This window comes from Xenorhabdus sp. PB62.4 (assembly GCF_014467285.1).
Classification (GTDB): domain Bacteria; phylum Pseudomonadota; class Gammaproteobacteria; order Enterobacterales; family Enterobacteriaceae; genus Xenorhabdus.
Map to the genome: position 1 here is coordinate 27628 of NZ_NKHR01000007.1, position 17446 is coordinate 45073.

Sequence of the window (17446 nt, forward strand, 5' to 3'; positions counted from 1 at the left end):
ATCGTGGAGATCCTCAGGCATGTATAATTTAGAAGAACTTTACTGCTGTGTCGATGACTTTTGCCAAAATGTATCCCTCTTTGGCATCAACAGCTCATTGAAAGCGGATTACTCAAACAGCGACGCGAAGCTTCCCTTTCTCTCAGTGAAGTCATAACGATCCTCATTTTATTCCATATGAGCCATTATCGTGATTTTAAAACGTTTATGCGCTTTTCTTTCGTCATGTAAGGTTAAAACTCAGGGGATCGCTTTTATTGATTCCACCAAAATTGCCGTTTGTCACAACCTTCGTATTCCCCACCATAGGGTATTTGGCGCACTGGTGCCAGCCTTCACGCCCAGCGACTGGTCACTGATGTTGTCGCCTGTTATAGAGCTGGTGATAGACCGGCCGCAACCGATGCGGTTTTGCCGTCCCGAAGCGTGTAGCGAAGGTAACAGCGAAATCCCGTTTACATTGGGTGATCACTTGCTGGCAGTCTGGTTACGTTCTCCCTACGGACTGAAAGTGTTAACCAATTCACTGTATTGTGATTTATGGGAAAACCACGGCGAGATGGCGAAACAACTGGATAAGCCTGAAGGCAGTTTGGAACAACAGATTGAACAATGGTTGCGGCAAAAACTGGAAGCCGGACAACGTATTGAAAAAGTGTCCAGTCGGGATTACCTGCTGGCGATAGAACAAGAAAAAGAACAGGAGAAAGATCGATGAGTGATGAAAATTCGGTTTATTGCCATGATTGCCAAGCAATACTTAAAAATGATTTATATATTGAACTTGTCAGAGACTACACCAATGAGCCTATACCTAATGTGCCTTACACGCTGACAAATAACAAAATGGTGCATTCGGGAACGAGTGATAGTGATGGGATAAATCTTGAAAAAGGTTTAACCAGTACACCGTTCACCGTAAAAATACATCCTTCTCAGTCGGTTTAGTTGGCGCGCCTCATTAAAAATATAGATGAGGTGAATGACGGATATAAACAATAGTAACGGAATGATATTAAATCTATTTTAATCAGAAAGACATAAATGACGGAAGTCTTTAAAAAACATAAATACGATGACATAGAGTTGTACAAAAGCACTCAATCAGTGGCCGCGTGTGATTGTCATTTCGAAGAAAAAGATGGAAAACAAATTAAAGTCATTGACGTACCGATTCTCACCTGTGAATGTGTTTGGCGCAGGTATCAAAAAGAGGCCGAAGATATTGTTGCACCGGGAGGTAAATTAATCGCTGATCCCATAGAACGCAACCAAAAAATTAGTGCAGCTTATGCTAAAATTTGGTTGGAAGATAACCGCTTTCAGTGGGCTGGTCTTGCAGCTTTCGCCTCTAAGCAGGTAGGGTGTGGATTGATGCATGCTTCTACGGTAATGAAAAAAGTGGAAGCGGAGCATGATGCCCGAAAACGCTCGACTAAAGTCATGGAGGAAGCAAAAAAAGAAGTAGATAATCCGATGTTTCCTGGTTACCCACCGTTTATTATTGCCAGTGAAAGTGCGGATGATGTTAGTCAAGCTATAGAAGAAACTAGGGAAGCTAGCAAAAATAATCCAGTACCTGCCGATTTGCCTATTGGTGAAAAAGGATTAGCATACGCAGCAGTCAACCATGTGTATCAAATGATGGCACTGGGAAATACATCGTTATTTCTAGATGTATATCCGCTGCACGCTTTCTACAAGCAACGTGGGTTAGAGGAACTCAAAACTTGTCTAGGTGCGCGTAAAAATATCTACGGTAATAGCCAATTTCCAATATTGTGGCCGATAGAGCAAGATAGATTGGAATTTGGTTTTCCTCATAAAGAAATTCTAAAAACCTTTGAAGCGATAGAAGCGGGCAATATTGCTAAAAGCGTTGAGTATCTCGCCTACCACGAGCAGGTTAATATACTACAACCCTCAATGTACAGTGATAACAGTTTCGTATGGGCATTACGTAGCAACCATTGGACCTATATCAGCGGTTTGCTTTCTAGTGCATCAGAATCTGTTGAATTAACGCTAACTAGTCAGTGCGCACCTGTTAACGATGGTAGAACTATCAAATTTATCGATGACTGGGGATTAGACCTATCCAATATCAACTCACGTATGCCATTCGTTCTCAAGGCGGCAACTCGTTTTAATGAATTGCTAAATGGTAGCAATCGAGGTTTGATACAAAAATCTATAGAAGAAATTGCTGCAAGAGGCGGTGACAAATGAGACTGTTACAATCAATAAGCCGACGGCATGGTGGTTTTATCTTAGCATTGTCAATCGTTCTGGGCTTGGCGATAGCTTATATCTATTATTCCTTTTATTCTCGTGACCCAGAGATAGCTCTGGTGATTGGTGAACCCTACGAGGCTATGCGGCAGCGATCCAGTGCAGATATTGCTCCACACCTTCCAGACCACGCTTGGTATAATACCCCAAAAACAGATGCACGTTTACGCTTTATCGATCCCAAATATGGATTTGTTACGCCACCTGCCCGATTTTTTACTGTTATGTTTGATGACGGAATAATCGATGGTGTACGTATGTCGCCACAAATAGAGCCGTTGCTTTACGACGATGCGATCAAGATAGTGTTATATTTACAAGATCAGTGGCGCAAAACGGGTTGGGAGCCTACCAGAGGATACTATCCCTTAGTTAATACATCCGAATTACACGACAGCCTTCGTAAGATGAAAGGTACTGGAATAACCTTTTGGCAAGCAGATGATAAATATCAGATCATGCTGAATGTGGCACGTTTCAAAGATGACAGACATCCTGATGAAGAGCGATATTTGATTACACTGGCGATTGCCAAGCCGTGGATAAATCAATAAAACAAACTCAGATGGGAGTGAGGATCTTATTTCTCACACCCACTCTTCGAATGTTTCAGGATAAGGGATTGAATGAACCTTTCACAACATATAGATCGGCGGCGCAGTGGTTTAATATTAGCATTATTAATAGTTCTCGGTTTGACTGTCGTCTATCTCTACCATTCTTTTAATTCCCGTGAACCCGCCGAGATAGCCTTAGTAATCGGTGAACCTTATGAGGCGATGCGACAGCGTTCCAGTGCCGAAATTGCCCCACAAGGTGCCAGTAACATCGGGTTCAGAATCCCGAAAACTAATGCACGCTTACGCTTTATCGACCCGAAATATGGATTTGTTACCCCTCCGGCTCGATTTTTTTCTGTTTCCTATGAAAATGGAATAATCAATAACATACGCATGTCTCCACAAATCGAACCGTTGCTTTATGAAGATGCGATTAAGATTGTGCTGGATTTACAAGATCAGTGGCGCAAAGCAGGATGGGTATTGACCCGAGCGGGCGAATTTCCAGCCTTGGAAAATACCCCCGAATGGCATGACACTCTTAGTAATATGAAAGGCCCTGGAAAAACCTACTGGCAAGCTGAGGATCGGTACCAGATCAAGATGAATTTGGGGCGTTTTAAAGATGACAAACATCCTGACGAAGAACGATATTTAATCACGTTGGCGATTGCCAAACCGTGGGTAAGGAATTATTCAGACTGATGCGCTGCGCTTGTCTTCTCCGATTTACCGGGCTAATGAATTAACTCGATAAATCGGGGAGCTGCACAACGTTTTGATGAATTGTTACACAGGAATAGTAAACGAAATTTGATCGGAAAATTGATACAAGCAATTGCTTCAGAGCGAGGTGTAGAATGAACCTATTACAATGTATAGGTCTACGACGTGGTAGTTTAATCATAATATTATCCATCATTTTTGGTCTGACGATCACCTACCTCTATCATGCCTTTTATTCCCGTGTCCCTGAGATAGCGTTGGTGATCGGTGAGCCTTATGAGGAAATGCGACAACGTTCTAGTGCTGTTATTGATCCTCATATTCCTGGTCACGCTTGGTATAACACTCCAAAAACGGATACACGCCTACGCTTTATTGACCCCAAATATGAGTTTGTGACCCCTCCAGCCCGATTTTTTACTGTTATGTTTGATGATGGAATAATCAATAGTGTGCGCATGTCACCACAAATCGAGCCATTACTTTACGATGATGCGATCAAAATTGTGTTGGATTTACAAGATAAGTGGCACAAAGCGGGTTGGGTACTTACTAAATCTAAAGAACGCCCGGCCTTAGCCAACACTCCTGAATTGCATGCTCAACTGCGTAGTATGAAAGGGGGGGCTGGAACAACTTTTTGGCAAGCAGGTGAACAGTATCAGATAATGTTAAATATAGCGCTTTTCCAAGATGATGATCATCCTGGTGAAGAGCGCTATTTGATCACATTGCAGATTGCCGAGCCGTGGATAAAGCCATAGCGTAATCTCAGGTGGGTGTGAGAAGATAATATTTTCACACCCACTATCTAGGATGTTGCGTCAAATGGGGGTGTCAAATGAAGCTGTTACAAGGCATGGTGCAACAACGTGGGCGTTTAATATTGGCATCATTAATCGTTCTAAGTCTGATAGGCATCTATCTCTACCATTCTTTTAATTCCCGTGAATCCGCCGAGATAGCCTTAGTGATCGGTGAACCTTATGAGGAAATGCGGCAGCGATCCAGTGCCGCGATTGATCCAGACCTTCCAGGTAAAATTTGGTTTAATATTCCAAAAACAGATGCGCGTTTACGTTTTACCGATCCTAAATACGGTTTTGTTACCCCCCTTGCCCGATTCTTTGTTGTTAAGTTCAATGATGGAATAATCGAGAGTGTACACATGTCGCCACAAATAGAGCCGTTGCTTTACAACGATGCGATCAAGATAGTGTTGGATTTACAAGATCAGTGGTGCAAAGCGGGTTGGGTATTTACTAGGGGATACTAACCCTTGGCTAATACACCAGAATTACGTGCTCAGCTTCGTAGTTTAAGAGGCCTTGAAGCAACTTATTGGCAAGTCGGTGATCAGTACCAGATCAAACTGGACATACACGACAAAACAAGGTGTTCATGTTGAAAAGGTCTTGTCGCATTTGGTCATAACCTCCGCTAGTCTACCAACTCACGCAGGTGCTGTGCCAACTGGTCAACGGTTTTCTCACCCGTCGCAGCCTCTACCGTTAAGTTTTCCAGTGTATTGTCGTTATCACGGATCTTAACACCGTTACGGTAGAGAAAGGTCATGGTAACAAAAAATGCGGTGCGCTTATTGCCATCATTGAAGATATGACCACGAGCAACAGCAACCCAGTAGGTGGCTGCAAGTTCAAAAATGTCTGTTACGCCTTCGTAGTGTGTACGGTTTTGAACTCGATAGATGAGTGCTTCGGCTCTGCCGGAGTCGGGCATTCCAGCAACGCCGGGAAGCCGCTGCAATATACGATCATGAAAAGCGATAACTTCCTGTGCGCTGACCCATATCATCGGTTTGTCAGTGCCTCTACCGTATGCCCATGACGCTGCATTATCGAATCGAACTCTGCATCCAGCTTAGCGTTTTGCCAAACATCGAATTCTGCTTTACTGATAACGACTACTGAGCTGCCATCTCGACGGGTGATTTCAACAGGTTCGCCGTGAGCTGCTGCATCCAGTACTTCCGCGATGTTGGCACGGGCTTGAGTTGAGGTGTATGTACGCATAATATGCCTCCAAATATGTACACATTAATTGTACATGTCTTGGGCGCTTATTCAACTTAATCAACAACACAGATCTCGGTATGGCTCACCTTTAACCATGACCTTTTTATGCTTTGATATACGCCCTAATCATGCGCTATTGTGATTCGTTCTGTAATGCTCTGATAGTAAAAAAGCCAGATATAACAATATATATCTGGCTTTATGATTTTCTCTGAATTGCTAAGAAATGTTATTCAATATTTTGGATCTGCTCGCGCATCTGCTCAATCAGGACTTTCAATTCAATCGCAGAATTTGTCACATCCGCATTAATTGATTTTGACGCCAATGTATTTGATTCGCGGTTAAATTCCTGCATCATAAAATCCAGTCGGCGGCCGACGGCTTCTTTCTTCTTCAGGATATTACGCGTTTCTTTGACATGGGCATCCAGACGATCCAATTCTTCCGCTACATCAATGCGTTGTGCCAGCAAAAGCAGCTCTTGCTCAAGACGGTTATTCTCTAACTGAATTTGTGCTTCTTCCAGCTTGGTCTGTAAGCGTTCACGTTGCCATTGCAGGATTGCCGGCATTTGTTCGCGGACTTTAACCACTTCCACGGTAACCGCATCCAAACGCTGTTCGATAAGTGCCTTAAGTGCCTGCCCTTCGGTTTCTCGGCTTTGGATAAACGCATCCAATGCCAGATCTAACTCCGCCAGTAATTGTGTGCTGATGGTATCCAGATCTTGCTCTTCGGCAGACATGACACCCGGCCAACGCAGAATATCTGCCGGGTTAATTTCACCTTCATTACTTTGTTGTTTAACCCAGCTTGCGGCTTCGACCAGTTGTTTTGCCAGCTTTTCATTCAGAATTAACGAGCCTTGAGCACGGGTATCCAGTTCAAAACGCAGGTTACATTCCACTTTTCCGCGGGTCAGACGGGAACGAATGCGCTCACGGATGACAGGTTCAAGGCTTCTGAATTGCTCTGGCAGGCGAATATAAGTTTCCAAGTAACGCTGATTGACAGAGCGTAGTTCCCAAGCTGCGTTTCCCCAATCTGCCTTGATATCTCGCCGTGCAAAAGCAGTCATACTACGGATCATAATTCGTTCCCAATTTATAAAATGTTGGGCAGATTATAGCGCTCCATGTAGATGCAGGATAGGCATTCGCCGCTTTAGGCCGTATAATGCGCCCCCAATAATGTTTTAACAGCGGAGATAACACTATGAGCTTAGTAGGAAAGCGTCCGGCGGGAAGAGCAGCAGGGCAGATGCGTCCTATTAAAATGACCCGTCATTACACCAAACATGCAGAAGGCTCGGTTCTGGTGGAATTTGGGGATACCAAAGTGTTGTGTAATGCCTCCGTTGAAGAAGGAATTCCACGTTTCCTGAAAGGTCAGGGGCAGGGTTGGATCACAGCCGAATACGGCATGTTGCCACGGGCGACCAATAGCCGTAATGCACGCGAAGCTGCCAAAGGTAAACAAACTGGCCGAACGATGGAAATCCAACGCTTAATTGCGCGTTCGCTGCGTGCTGCGGTGGATTTGAAAAAGTTGGGTGAATTCACTATTACGCTGGATTGTGATGTGATTCAGGCAGATGGTGGTACTCGTACCGCCGCTATCTCTGGCGCTTGTGTGGCACTGATCGATGCCCTGAATAAGTTGGTTGCGGATGGCAAGCTGAAAGAAAGCCCACTGAAAGCGATGGTTGCGGCAGTGTCTGTCGGTATCGTTGAAGGCGAAGGTCGTTGTGATCTGGAGTATGTCGAGGACTCAGCGGCTGAAACTGATATGAACATTGTCATGATGGATGATGGCAGAATGATTGAGGTGCAGGGCACGGCGGAAGGTGAACCCTTCAGCCATGATGAACTGCTCTCACTGCTCTCTCTGGCTAAAGAGGGATTAGCAACTATTTTTGAAGCGCAGCGGTATGCCTTGGAACACGAACCATTAAAATAATAAATTTATCAGGCGGCTGAACAGTCGCCTTTTTTATGTCTGCAATATAGTAAAAAACAATGAGGAGAAACTCCAATGAAAGCCTATCAGCGCGAATTTATTGAGCTGGCACTGAAAAAACAGGTACTGAAATTTGGCGAATTTACGCTGAAATCAGGTCGCAAAAGCCCATATTTTTTCAATGCAGGTTTGTTTAATACCGGACGTGATCTGGCGTTGATTGGTCGTTTCTATGCAGCAGCACTGCTGGATAGTGAAATTAAGTGTGATTTGTTGTTTGGGCCGGCTTATAAAGGAATCACGATTGCGACCACGACTGCTGTGGGATTAGCGCAACATCATGATATCGATATGCCTTATTGCTTTAACCGCAAAGAAGCCAAAAATCATGGTGAAGGTGGATCGCTCGTTGGCAGCCCACTGCAAGGCAATGTCGTCGTTGTGGACGATGTCATTACGGCAGGGACAGCGATTCGTGAATCAATGGAAATTATTAAGCAGCACGGAGCAACACTATCTGGTGTGATTTTGTGTCTGGATCGTCAGGAACGTGGGCGTGAGACGCTTTCAGCTATTCAGGAAATTGAGCGTGACTATCAATGCCAGGTTTTTTCTATCATTACTCTGAATGACTTGGTCAGCTACTTGCGTGAAAATCCAGAGATGCAAACTCATCTGGAAGCGTTGGAAGCTTATCGCAAAGAATACGGTATCTGACGGTGTAAGCGTTGGTAATTAGCAAAACCAGATGAAAAAAATCCCTCGCCCAAGAGTGGGCGGGGTGAGTAGTAGAAATGGCATCCGCACATTACACACTATTTTGTGCATTACACACTATTCTGTGCATTACAATGTGGTACTGATTGCGATAGTGATACCATCATTGAGTGACTTTACAGCGAACTCAACTAGCTGGACATGTTAACACAACTTACTGAAAAAACCGCACGTTATCATCATTTCCTATATGAATATAGGCAATTAGGTACAGTGATAATCTATTGCAGTTGGGTCAATATCAATGGCCAGCGTATTTCAAACTCGGTTGTTGGGCGATAGCGAAATTCAGAGCGGACAAAACGGGAGAGCATCCCTTCACAAAACGCCAGCAACTGTGATGCCAATATGGTTTCATCATAATTGAACCCCTGACCATCACGGATTTTTTTCTCTTTTAAGATCTGACGAAGCTGTGCTTCAATCCGATCAAATAGCTGGTTGATGCGACCTTGTAGCCTATCTTGTTCGAACATTAGCGCATGACCAGTCATGATGCGGGTTAATCCAGGGTTTTTCTCCGCAAAGCCTAAAATTAGGATTAGGATTAACCGAATGCGGGCAATGGTGTCTTTCTCATCTTGCAGGATCAGGTTGATGCGTGAAATTAAGGAGTCTTCAATAAACTCAATCAGGCTGTCAAACATCCGGGTTTTGCTGGGAAAATGACGGTAAAGCGCAGCTTCAGAAACACCAATGCTTGCGGCAAGTTTTGCCGTAGTAATACGCTGGCTGCCATCACTGGATTCCAACATATGCGCTAGTGCCTGCAAAATTTCTTCACGTCTGTTTTTCTTCTTTGTACGTTCTTTTTCTGCCATGTCTGATAAGACCCCTGCTAAAACAGCAAAAACAAATCCAGCTATTTCTCGCCACAATGTCATTCCTGAAAGATGTGATTGCTGGCAAAAACAGCTTCAGGAAAAAACATTGTGGGCAAAAAATATGAAAATCGGTTGACGGTATCAGGCTCTATGGAAAGTTATTGACGACCGGAATGACCAAAACCACCAATACCGCGTTTACTGGTTTCGAAGTCTTCAACCACATTAAATTCAGCCTGAACAACGGGCACGAAAACCATTTGGGCGATACGCTCGCCTGGTTCGATGGTGAATGTTTTATCACCACGGTTCCAAACTGAAACCATCAATTGCCCCTGATAATCGGAGTCAATAAGACCTACCAAATTACCTAGAACAACGCCGTGTTTGTGACCTAATCCAGAGCGAGGAAGAATAACCGCAGCTAATTGTTCATCCGCGATATGGATAGCGATTCCGGTTGGCAGAAGTTCAGTCTGGCCGGGAGCCAGTTCCACGGCATTATCCAGACAAGCACGTAAATCTAAACCCGCAGAGCCAGGTGTAGCATAAGTCGGTAAAGGAAAATCTTGCCCGATGCGGGAATCAAGGATTTTAACGTCGATTTTTTTCATCATAGCGTTTGAATATCTCGTCTAATAAGCGGTGGCTGAGTTGTAATTTACCACTGTGGGGTAAATGAACGCTACCATCATGCCAGAATAGCTGTAGTGCATTGGTATCACTGTTGAAACCGTGTCCGGCCAGAGATACATCGTTCGCGCAAATCAAGTCAAGATGCTTTTGCTTGAGTTTTCCGCGGGCGTATTCTTCCACATTCTGGGTTTCGGCTGCAAATCCAACGACAAATGGACGATTTTTTTCCATTGCGGCAACGCTCGCTACAATGTCTGGATTTTTGACGAGGGTAAATGTGACTTCATCACCCTGTTTTTTGATTTTTTCGGTTGCTGTTTGCTTGAAACGGTAGTCAGATACGGCCGCGCAGCTAATGAAAATATTCTGTGAAGCTGCTGTTGCCTGAACCTGTTCATACATTTCCAGTGCACTGGTTACATCAATGCGTTTGACGCCTGATGGTGTCGGTAAATTAACCGGGCCGGTAATCAATGTGACTTCTGCGCCGCGTTCTGCCGCCGCTTGTGCGATGGAGAAACCCATTTTTCCTGAACTGTGATTGCTGATAAAACGAACGGGATCTAAGGCTTCACGGGTTGGCCCTGCGGTAATCGTTATACGCAAGCCAGAAAAATCTTGCTTGGTGTTGAAATGTTGCGTTGCGAGTTCGACAATCGCCATGGGTTCCAGCATTCTTCCTGGCCCAACATCACCACATGCCTGACTGCCTTCATTTGGACCCCAAATTAATACATTACGCTCTTTCAGCACGTTCAGATTATGTTGGGTTGCCTGAGCTCGATACATCTGCTGGTTCATTGCGGGAGCGACCGCAATAGGGGCTGCGGAGGCCAAACAGAGAGTGGTAACTAAATCATTTGCCATACCTGCGGCCAGACGGGCGAGCAGATCCGCTGTAGCCGGAGCGAGAATAATTAAATCAGCCCATTTTGCCAGTTCAATATGCCCCATCGCGGCTTCCGCTGCTGGGTCTAGAAGATCATCGGAGACGGGATAGCCTGAAACAGCCTGTAATGTGAGCGGAGTAATAAAAGCTTCTGCGGCGGGAGTCATAACGACACGTACCTGCGCCCCGCGATCACGTAAACGGCGTACCAGTTCGGCTGTTTTGTAAGCGGCGATGCCTCCGCTGATACCGAGGACGATTTGTTTACCAGAAAGCTGATTCCCAGAAAGTTGTGTGCCGGAAAATCCTGTCATTTTGATTGTCCAGATGTAAGTTGCAATTCCTTAAGATTCTACCATAAGAAAATATTGAGTTGAGAAGCGGGTCTATTTAGCTACTCAAAAATGATAAGTTTGCGAAGCGTTGCGCAAGCCATGAAAATGAGGCTGGCGATGATTTTTTCATCATGGGATAGTGAATACGTGAATGTGAGTAGCTGAATATCGGATGGATTATTAAGGGGAGGGGTATATGGATATCACGATAATGGAGAAAAGTGATGAATTGCATTCAAATCTTGCTCCCCGGGAAAAGCTGCTGGCTTATGGTGCGGTTTCTCTGACGGATGCTGAGTTGCTGGCTATCTTTTTGCGTACAGGCGCCAGAGGTGTTCCTGTTGTGCAAATGGCGGAGCATCTTTTGAAATCATTTGGCTCGCTTTATCACCTGCTGTCTGCTGATTATGCCGACTTTTGTTCACATAAAGGCATGGGAGCGTGTAAATATGTCCAATTGCAGGCGGTATCTGAACTGGCAAGACGTTTTTTCTCCAGCCAGTTTGTGCATGAAGATATTATGAGCAACCCTACGATGACTCAAAATTATTTGCAGGACTTGTTGTCCTGGCAAGATCGGGAAGTATTTGTAGTGCTGTTTTTGACGAATCAGAATAAAGTCATCTGTCATGATGAAATGTTTAAAGGAACGATAAACAAAGTTGAAGTTCATCCGCGTGAAATTGTGAAACAGGCGGTTAAAGTTAATGCAGCATCAATCATTCTTGCCCACAATCACCCTTCCGGCAATCCAGAACCGAGTCTGGCAGACAAATTGGTGACAGAAAAAATTATTGAGGCTTGTGACTTAGTTGGCGTTAAAGTTTTGGATCATATCGTCATTGGTAAGCAATATTGTGTTTCATTTATGGAAAGAGGTTGGATTTAATACGGTTTTTTCACTATCAGATCAGATCTTAGTTGTTCGGGACTTGAGCATAAACGAATGAGGGCGTATACTACGCCACCTTTGAGGATCTTGGGTTTGACGAGAAGAGCCTATCTCAGTAAGTTTTTTACTGAGAAAATGTGAATCTTTTCAGTGCGCTCTTTCCGGTAAAGTCAGTATGTTCTTTCCGGTAAAGAGTAAAGGCGTTTTTTTAGTAGCAAAAATGTGCTGAGATGGGCTCCTAAGCCTGACGAGGCGGTCACACCCAATACAAAGCTCGAGCTGATTTGATTTTTGGAGAATAGACATGTCCCGAGTCTGCCAAGTTACTGGCAAACGCCCGGTGAGTGGTAACAACCGCTCCCACGCATTAAATGCGACTAAGCGTCGTTTTCTGCCTAACCTGCACTCTCACCGTTTCTGGGTTGAGTCTGAGAAACGTTTTGTAACTCTGCGTGTATCTGCTAAAGGTATGCGTGTGATTGATAAAAAGGGTATCGACACAGTTCTTGCTGAACTGCGTGCCCGCGGTGAGAAGTACTAAGGAGCTGAAAAATGGCTAAAGGTATTCGCGATAAAATCAAGCTGGTTTCTTCTGCTGGTACTGGTCACTTCTATACCACTACGAAGAACAAGCGTACTATGCCTGAAAAACTGGAAATGAAAAAATTCGATCCAGTTGTTCGTCAGCATGTAATGTACAAAGAAGCTAAAATTAAATAATTTTAGTGGATTAAAAAAACCCAGCATAATGCTGGGTTTTTTTATATCTGTTTGTCGATAGTGCCTCAATAGTCTGAGGGAAATCAGGTTATGCGTGGACGCCATACACTGTTCAGTTATACTAACGCGCGTTTTTAATTCTTAACTGTCAGGCGTGACTCTAAAATGGCTAAAAAGACCTTGAATATCTTACACACAGAATCATCGTGTGGTTGGGGAGGGCAGGAGATTCGTATCCTGACCGAATCCCAGGGCATGATACAACGTGGTCACCATGTCGTTATCGTTTGTTGTCCAACTTCAACCCTTTACCGTGAAGCCCACCATTATGGTGTACCTGTCGTTGCGTTGCCGATTGAAAAAAAACGCCTTTCTTGCTTTCGGATCATGCGTCGTTGGCTAAAGACAGAAGGCCGTCGATTTGATGTAATCAATACGCATAGTTCCACTGATTCCTGGCTGGTCGCTGCGGCATGTGCCACATTAAAAGATACGCCTGCGATAGTCCGAACCCGCCATGTTTCAACCCATGTTTCAACATCTATAGCAACTCGTTGGTTATATTTGGGCTCTTGTCAGCATATTGTGACAACCGGGGAAAAATTGCGTCAATATCTGCATTCTCATAATGCTTATCCACTTTCTCATATGACTTCTGTACCAACAGGGATCGATTTGACGCGCTTTCACCCTGAAAACAAGCAGCAGAGCCGTCAGCGTATTGGCATCAAAGATAAGCCCACGCTTGGTATTGTTGCTACGATGAGAACCTGGAAAGGACATCGTTATTTACTTGATAGTTGGAAAGTCCTGCACCAACGCTATCCAGACTGGCAGTTATTGTTTGTGGGAGATGGCCCTCAGAGAAAGAACTTAGAACCCTATGTTCATCAGGAAGGCTTGACTGAGAGTGTTATTTTCCTTGGCAATCGGCAGGATGTTCCTGATTGTTTGAATGCGATGGATATATTTGCTTTGCCTTCTTTCGGCAATGAAGGTGTGCCACAAGGCATCATGCAGGCGATGGCATGTGGATTGCCTGTTGTATCTACGTCAGTGGGAGCGATTGCAGAGGCAGTGATTGATGGGGACACAGGATTTATTATCGAACCCAAAAATGCCGAGCAATTAACAGAAAAATTGAATTTGTTAATCAGTGATGAAGCACTGCGTTTACAAATGGGGAATGCGTCATTAAAGCGGGCCACTGATTTATTTAGTATGGATAATATGTTAGAAAAAATGGAGTCTATTTTTTATCGTAGTATGGATAGTCAGTGATGATATTTTGTTTCTATTGTGTTATTTAACACTTTGGGTTGCGTATTCGATATTTTTTTAACCATATGAAATATATTCAATTTAATTTCATATGGCTATCACGTTTATTTATCGTTAAATAGAACATCCAATCGCTTTGTTGTATAGTGCTTCGTTATACAGTCTTTGTTATATAGCGCTTTCAGGCTAATGCTTGAATTGACAACTTAATGTTCATTATTATGCAACCCCAAAATATTTTAATTATAAATATTGCCCGTTTTGGTGATACCTTACTGATGACGCCCGTCATTCGTGCATTGAAAGCAAAATGGCCGAAAGCAAACATTGATATATTTGCGCATAAAAAAACAAAAGAAATTCTTGAAAATATACCGGAATTAAATGAATTAAAGGCTTTTTCGAAAGGAAAAGCCAAGTGGAGCGGATGGTTTTTTCGTCGGAATTATGATTTGGCCTTGGTATATGGCAATGATAACGCACTGTTACAATACGCCAAACGTAAAGCAAAATTAACGGTATATTTTTCGCCTATCTCTGAAGCAAAATCCGATGAGTACACTGTGGCGAAACCGCAGGAGCTTATGCCAGCACAGCAAGAGCGAGCTTTATTGATTAATGCTCTTGGGGTTGAGGTAACTGATTGGCGTTTGCAGTATTGTATGAGCCTGAGTGAAGAGGAGTACGCCAGAGATTTTCTTCGGAGGCAGGGATTAGAACAGCAATTGAAAATTGGTTTTCAGCTACAGAGTTTTCCAGCAAAAGCCTATCGTGACTGGCCTGTAGAACACTTTTACGAATTGGCCCAACGTATTTATCGCGATTATCCGCATGCGCATATTTTACTGTTGGGCAGTAAAGATGGTGAAGAGAGTGCGCAAATACTCGCTGAAAAACTGGGAACAAGCAGGTGTTCATCGTTGGCGGGCAAAACGACAATGCGCCAGAACGCGGCAATAATGAGCCGACTTAATTTATACGTTGGTGTTGATACTGGAACGACTCATCTGGCGGGAGCATTGGGAATACCCATGGTTGCCCTGTATCATAGCTTCCATCCCGGCCGTTTTCTCGCTCCTCAGCAACACTCCAAATTGGCAGTAATTGAACATCCGGTAGATTACAATCAGGCAACCCGGAAAGATACAATGTCAGCAATATCGGTGGATCAAGTTTGGCATTCTGTTCAGAAATTGCTAGAAAGCGAATGAAAGGATAATGAATAAAAATGAAAATAGGATTTATCGATGTGACTGTTACCATGTCGTATGGCGGCATTCAAACGGCAGTTTGGGAGTTGGCTAAGGCTTTGACAGATGCTGGGCATGAAATCCATATTTTTGGTGGTACGGGTGATGTTCGCCCTGCATTAGGCGGACGAGATATCCATGTTCATACTTTTCCGTTTGTTCCCAGAGAACGAGTGTTTAACATTGGACGTCGTTTTCAACGCATTGTTGAGCGCTATTCTTTTGCCCGTCATGCCCGCGAAGCCGTTATTGCCGAGAATTTTGATTGGGTGATCCTGACCAAACCCTTTGATTTCTTTTGGCCTGGAATGATGCCTAAAACATCCCGCACTAAATTTTGCTATATGAGTGGTGGAACCAGTTTTTTTAAAGGGGATAGGCTATTAGGTAAGAAAATATCTGCATGGGTTGCCTGTAGTCATTTCAATGCCTGGCAAATCCAGCATCACTTTAAGCAATTCCCAAGCGTCATTTATAATGGCGTGGATATCGATAAATTTAAACCTGCTGACTCTGGAGTTCGAACTCGATTAGGCATCAGTGAAAAGGCGTTCCTGTTAACGTTTGCTGGCCGGTTGGTGGGCTGGAAAGGAATGAAAGTAGCCATTGATGCAATGGCTTTATTGCGGGATAAGGATATAAAGTTATTGATTATTGGTGCAGGTGACGATTTGAAACTGCTGGAAAAACGAGTAACTGCATTGCAATTGGAAGAATCTGTCATTTTTCATCCGCCTGTTGGCCATGATCAATTACCTGAATTTTACGCTGCGGGGGATGTGGGTATTTTCCCTAGTATTGGCGATGAGGCATTTGGTATCACTATTGCTGAAGCGATGGCATGTGAGCGTCCTGTGATTGCCAGTTATATTGGAGGAATACCTGAGGTGGTTGGTAATGAGAACCAGGCTGGTATTCTGGTAACCCCTGGCGATGCCTCGTCTATTGCTGATGCGGTTAATCATCTTTTGTCTCTACCGGATAGAGGGCAAGAGATGGGCAAATATGCCCGTCAGCGGATTGAAACGATGTATACTTGGGAACATTCAGCGAATCGCTTATTAAACGCCATCAAAAAATAATGAAAATCGCGTATATTGATCCTTACCCTGTCCCGGATTATCGGGTTGCATCATTGCAAATTTTGCAGAACGTAGATGCTTTTACTCGTCAGGGCCATAATGTTTACTTGATTACCCCAAAAGGCCAAAGTCAGGTTGAGGAGATTCTTGGGAGATCATTACCGCCTGCATCAAAGCTAATCGCCTTGCATAATATACGCAGAAAATGGTATTTCCCTTTGAATACTCAGAAGCTGTTTTATATTCAGGTTTCTCGCTGGCTCAAAGAGAATCAGGTTGATGCTGTTTTTACCCGCAATATAAAGATGGCAAATTACCTGTTGTGTAATCATCCGGGTATTCCTCATTTCTTTGAAAGTCACGAAGTATTTGCTCAGTCATTCAAAGAGTCCCATGATCTGGTCAGTCGTAGAAACCAGCGTAAATATCAGAAACTGAGAAAAATTGAACAGCAGGTTTATGAATGCTCTACGGCTGTTTTTGTTCTGACTTCACTATTGCGTGAAGATATTTATGGGCAATATGGTGTCAAAACGCCTATTGTTGTGGCACCTGATGGCGTTGATATGCTGGCGGTTGAATCGACGAAACAGATGCTTTCTGACAGAGAACATAAAACAGGGGCTCCAACTCAGGTGCTTTATTTAGGCAGTTTACATCGCTGGAAGGGAGTTCCTACCGTAATGAAAGCGATGTCTTATCTTGATAATGTTGCATTGAATATTGCTGGTGGTACTTCTGAACAAATTGAACGATTACGACAAACGGCCGAACAGATTGGCGTAAATGATAAAGTCAATTTCCTTGGTTTTGTCCAACCTAAAAAACGCTTTCAGGTTATCGCGGATAGTGACATTTGTGTTCTACCACTAACGAAAACCAGTATCGGTAGTCGTTACACTTCCCCTCTCAAGCTTTTTGAATATATGTCCATGGGTAAACCAGTGGTTATTTCTGACTTCCCTTCTATTCGCGATGCTGTCGATGAAAAAGCAGTAAATTTTGCTGATAGTGAGAATGCAGAAAGTTTTGCGGAACAAATCCAATGGCTGATTAATAATCCCGCTGAAATGAAAGCAAAAGTTGAGCATTCGCAACGACTGGTTGCGGAACGTTTTAACTGGGATCAACGAGCGAAGTTGATTACCAAAGTGATTGCGGAAAAGTTATTTCAGTGACGACCT

Annotated in this window: 22 protein-coding genes; 16 read left to right on the forward strand and 6 right to left on the reverse strand. The window is 43.8% G+C overall.

The features are described 5' to 3' along the window. Positions 1-190: 190 nt before the first annotated feature. The 7 genes from Xenpb_RS08345 (at position 191) to Xenpb_RS08375 (ending at position 4854) form a co-directional block, all read left to right on the forward strand. Positions 191-718: a transposase gene (locus Xenpb_RS08345; protein WP_368666808.1), complete on the forward strand. Its 528-nt coding sequence runs from the start codon at positions 191-193 to the stop codon at positions 716-718. Further along, positions 715-948, forward strand: a complete 234-nt coding sequence (locus Xenpb_RS08350; RefSeq protein WP_187653905.1) for a hypothetical protein — start codon at positions 715-717, stop codon at positions 946-948. The genes Xenpb_RS08345 and Xenpb_RS08350 overlap by 4 nt, the downstream gene beginning before the upstream one ends. 96 nt (positions 949-1044) lie before the next feature. Continuing rightward, positions 1045-2229 carry a hypothetical protein gene (locus tag Xenpb_RS08355; protein WP_187653906.1) on the forward strand — a complete coding sequence of 395 codons (1185 nt, stop codon included), beginning with the start codon at positions 1045-1047 and terminating at the stop codon, positions 2227-2229. Continuing rightward, positions 2226-2846, forward strand: a complete 621-nt coding sequence (locus tag Xenpb_RS08360; protein WP_187653907.1) for a hypothetical protein — start codon at positions 2226-2228, stop codon at positions 2844-2846. The genes Xenpb_RS08355 and Xenpb_RS08360 overlap by 4 nt, the downstream gene beginning before the upstream one ends. Positions 2847-2918: 72 nt before the next feature. Next, positions 2919-3557 (forward strand): hypothetical protein, encoded by a 639-nt coding sequence (locus tag Xenpb_RS08365; protein WP_187653908.1) that lies wholly within the window; start codon positions 2919-2921, stop codon positions 3555-3557. 155 nt (positions 3558-3712) lie between these two features. Continuing rightward, the gene (locus tag Xenpb_RS08370; protein ID WP_187653909.1) at positions 3713-4342 is read left to right on the forward strand and encodes a hypothetical protein; all 630 of its coding nucleotides are present in this window, start codon (positions 3713-3715) and stop codon (positions 4340-4342) included. A 77-nt stretch (positions 4343-4419) separates the two neighbouring features. Continuing rightward, complete coding sequence (locus Xenpb_RS08375) at positions 4420-4854, forward strand: hypothetical protein (protein ID WP_368666809.1); 435 nt, start codon at positions 4420-4422, stop codon at positions 4852-4854. A 164-nt stretch (positions 4855-5018) separates the two neighbouring features. Here Xenpb_RS08375 and Xenpb_RS08380 read toward each other — a convergent pair whose 3' ends face one another. From Xenpb_RS08380 to Xenpb_RS08390, 3 genes are all read right to left on the reverse strand, one after another. Further along, the gene (locus tag Xenpb_RS08380) at positions 5019-5393 is read right to left on the reverse strand and encodes a type II toxin-antitoxin system death-on-curing family toxin (protein WP_187653910.1); all 375 of its coding nucleotides are present in this window, start codon (positions 5391-5393) and stop codon (positions 5019-5021) included. Then, entirely contained in the window at positions 5390-5611 is a 222-nt protein-coding gene (locus Xenpb_RS08385) for a type II toxin-antitoxin system Phd/YefM family antitoxin (protein ID WP_187653911.1), read from the reverse strand. Before Xenpb_RS08385 ends, Xenpb_RS08380 begins: the two co-directional genes overlap by 4 nt. 232 nt (positions 5612-5843) lie before the next feature. Continuing rightward, positions 5844-6707: a YicC/YloC family endoribonuclease gene (locus Xenpb_RS08390; RefSeq protein WP_187653912.1), complete on the reverse strand. Its 864-nt coding sequence runs from the start codon at positions 6705-6707 to the stop codon at positions 5844-5846. A gap of 125 nt (positions 6708-6832) precedes the next feature. Between Xenpb_RS08390 and rph the strand changes: the two genes are divergently transcribed. Continuing rightward, the gene (gene rph / locus Xenpb_RS08395) at positions 6833-7576 is read left to right on the forward strand and encodes a ribonuclease PH (RefSeq protein ID WP_187653913.1); all 744 of its coding nucleotides are present in this window, start codon (positions 6833-6835) and stop codon (positions 7574-7576) included. 75 nt (positions 7577-7651) lie between these two features. After that, complete coding sequence (pyrE, locus tag Xenpb_RS08400) at positions 7652-8293, forward strand: orotate phosphoribosyltransferase (RefSeq protein ID WP_187653914.1); 642 nt, start codon at positions 7652-7654, stop codon at positions 8291-8293. A gap of 281 nt (positions 8294-8574) precedes the next feature. Here pyrE and slmA read toward each other — a convergent pair whose 3' ends face one another. The 3 genes from slmA to coaBC form a co-directional block, all read right to left on the reverse strand. Continuing rightward, positions 8575-9174 (reverse strand): nucleoid occlusion factor SlmA, encoded by a 600-nt coding sequence (gene slmA / locus Xenpb_RS08405; protein WP_099113052.1) that lies wholly within the window; start codon positions 9172-9174, stop codon positions 8575-8577. 161 nt (positions 9175-9335) lie between these two features. Next, positions 9336-9794, reverse strand: a complete 459-nt coding sequence (gene dut, locus Xenpb_RS08410) for a dUTP diphosphatase (protein WP_187653915.1) — start codon at positions 9792-9794, stop codon at positions 9336-9338. Continuing rightward, positions 9772-11016: a bifunctional phosphopantothenoylcysteine decarboxylase/phosphopantothenate--cysteine ligase CoaBC gene (coaBC, locus tag Xenpb_RS08415; RefSeq protein WP_187653916.1), complete on the reverse strand. Its 1245-nt coding sequence runs from the start codon at positions 11014-11016 to the stop codon at positions 9772-9774. The genes dut and coaBC overlap by 23 nt, the downstream gene beginning before the upstream one ends. Positions 11017-11233: 217 nt before the next feature. On the opposite strand from coaBC, the gene radC reads away from it, so the two are divergent. The 7 genes from radC to Xenpb_RS08450 all read left to right on the forward strand — a co-directional run bounded on the left by radC (position 11234) and on the right by Xenpb_RS08450 (position 17440). Then, positions 11234-11926, forward strand: coding sequence for a DNA repair protein RadC (radC, locus tag Xenpb_RS08420; protein WP_187653917.1), 693 nt, complete (start codon positions 11234-11236; stop codon positions 11924-11926). 307 nt (positions 11927-12233) lie between these two features. Further along, entirely contained in the window at positions 12234-12470 is a 237-nt protein-coding gene (gene rpmB / locus Xenpb_RS08425) for a 50S ribosomal protein L28 (protein ID WP_038239873.1), read from the forward strand. 11 nt (positions 12471-12481) lie between these two features. Next, the gene (gene rpmG, locus Xenpb_RS08430; protein ID WP_010847629.1) at positions 12482-12649 is read left to right on the forward strand and encodes a 50S ribosomal protein L33; all 168 of its coding nucleotides are present in this window, start codon (positions 12482-12484) and stop codon (positions 12647-12649) included. A gap of 165 nt (positions 12650-12814) precedes the next feature. Continuing rightward, on the forward strand, positions 12815-13930 hold the full coding sequence (locus Xenpb_RS08435; protein WP_187653918.1) for a glycosyltransferase family 4 protein: 1116 nt from the start codon (positions 12815-12817) through the stop codon (positions 13928-13930). A gap of 221 nt (positions 13931-14151) precedes the next feature. Next, complete coding sequence (locus Xenpb_RS08440; RefSeq protein WP_187653919.1) at positions 14152-15141, forward strand: glycosyltransferase family 9 protein; 990 nt, start codon at positions 14152-14154, stop codon at positions 15139-15141. Positions 15142-15158: 17 nt separating this feature from the next. Further along, positions 15159-16262, forward strand: a complete 1104-nt coding sequence (locus tag Xenpb_RS08445) for a glycosyltransferase family 4 protein (RefSeq protein ID WP_187653920.1) — start codon at positions 15159-15161, stop codon at positions 16260-16262. Then, positions 16262-17440, forward strand: a complete 1179-nt coding sequence (locus Xenpb_RS08450) for a glycosyltransferase family 4 protein (protein ID WP_187653921.1) — start codon at positions 16262-16264, stop codon at positions 17438-17440. The genes Xenpb_RS08445 and Xenpb_RS08450 overlap by 1 nt, the downstream gene beginning before the upstream one ends. The last annotated feature ends 6 nt before the right edge of the window (positions 17441-17446 follow it).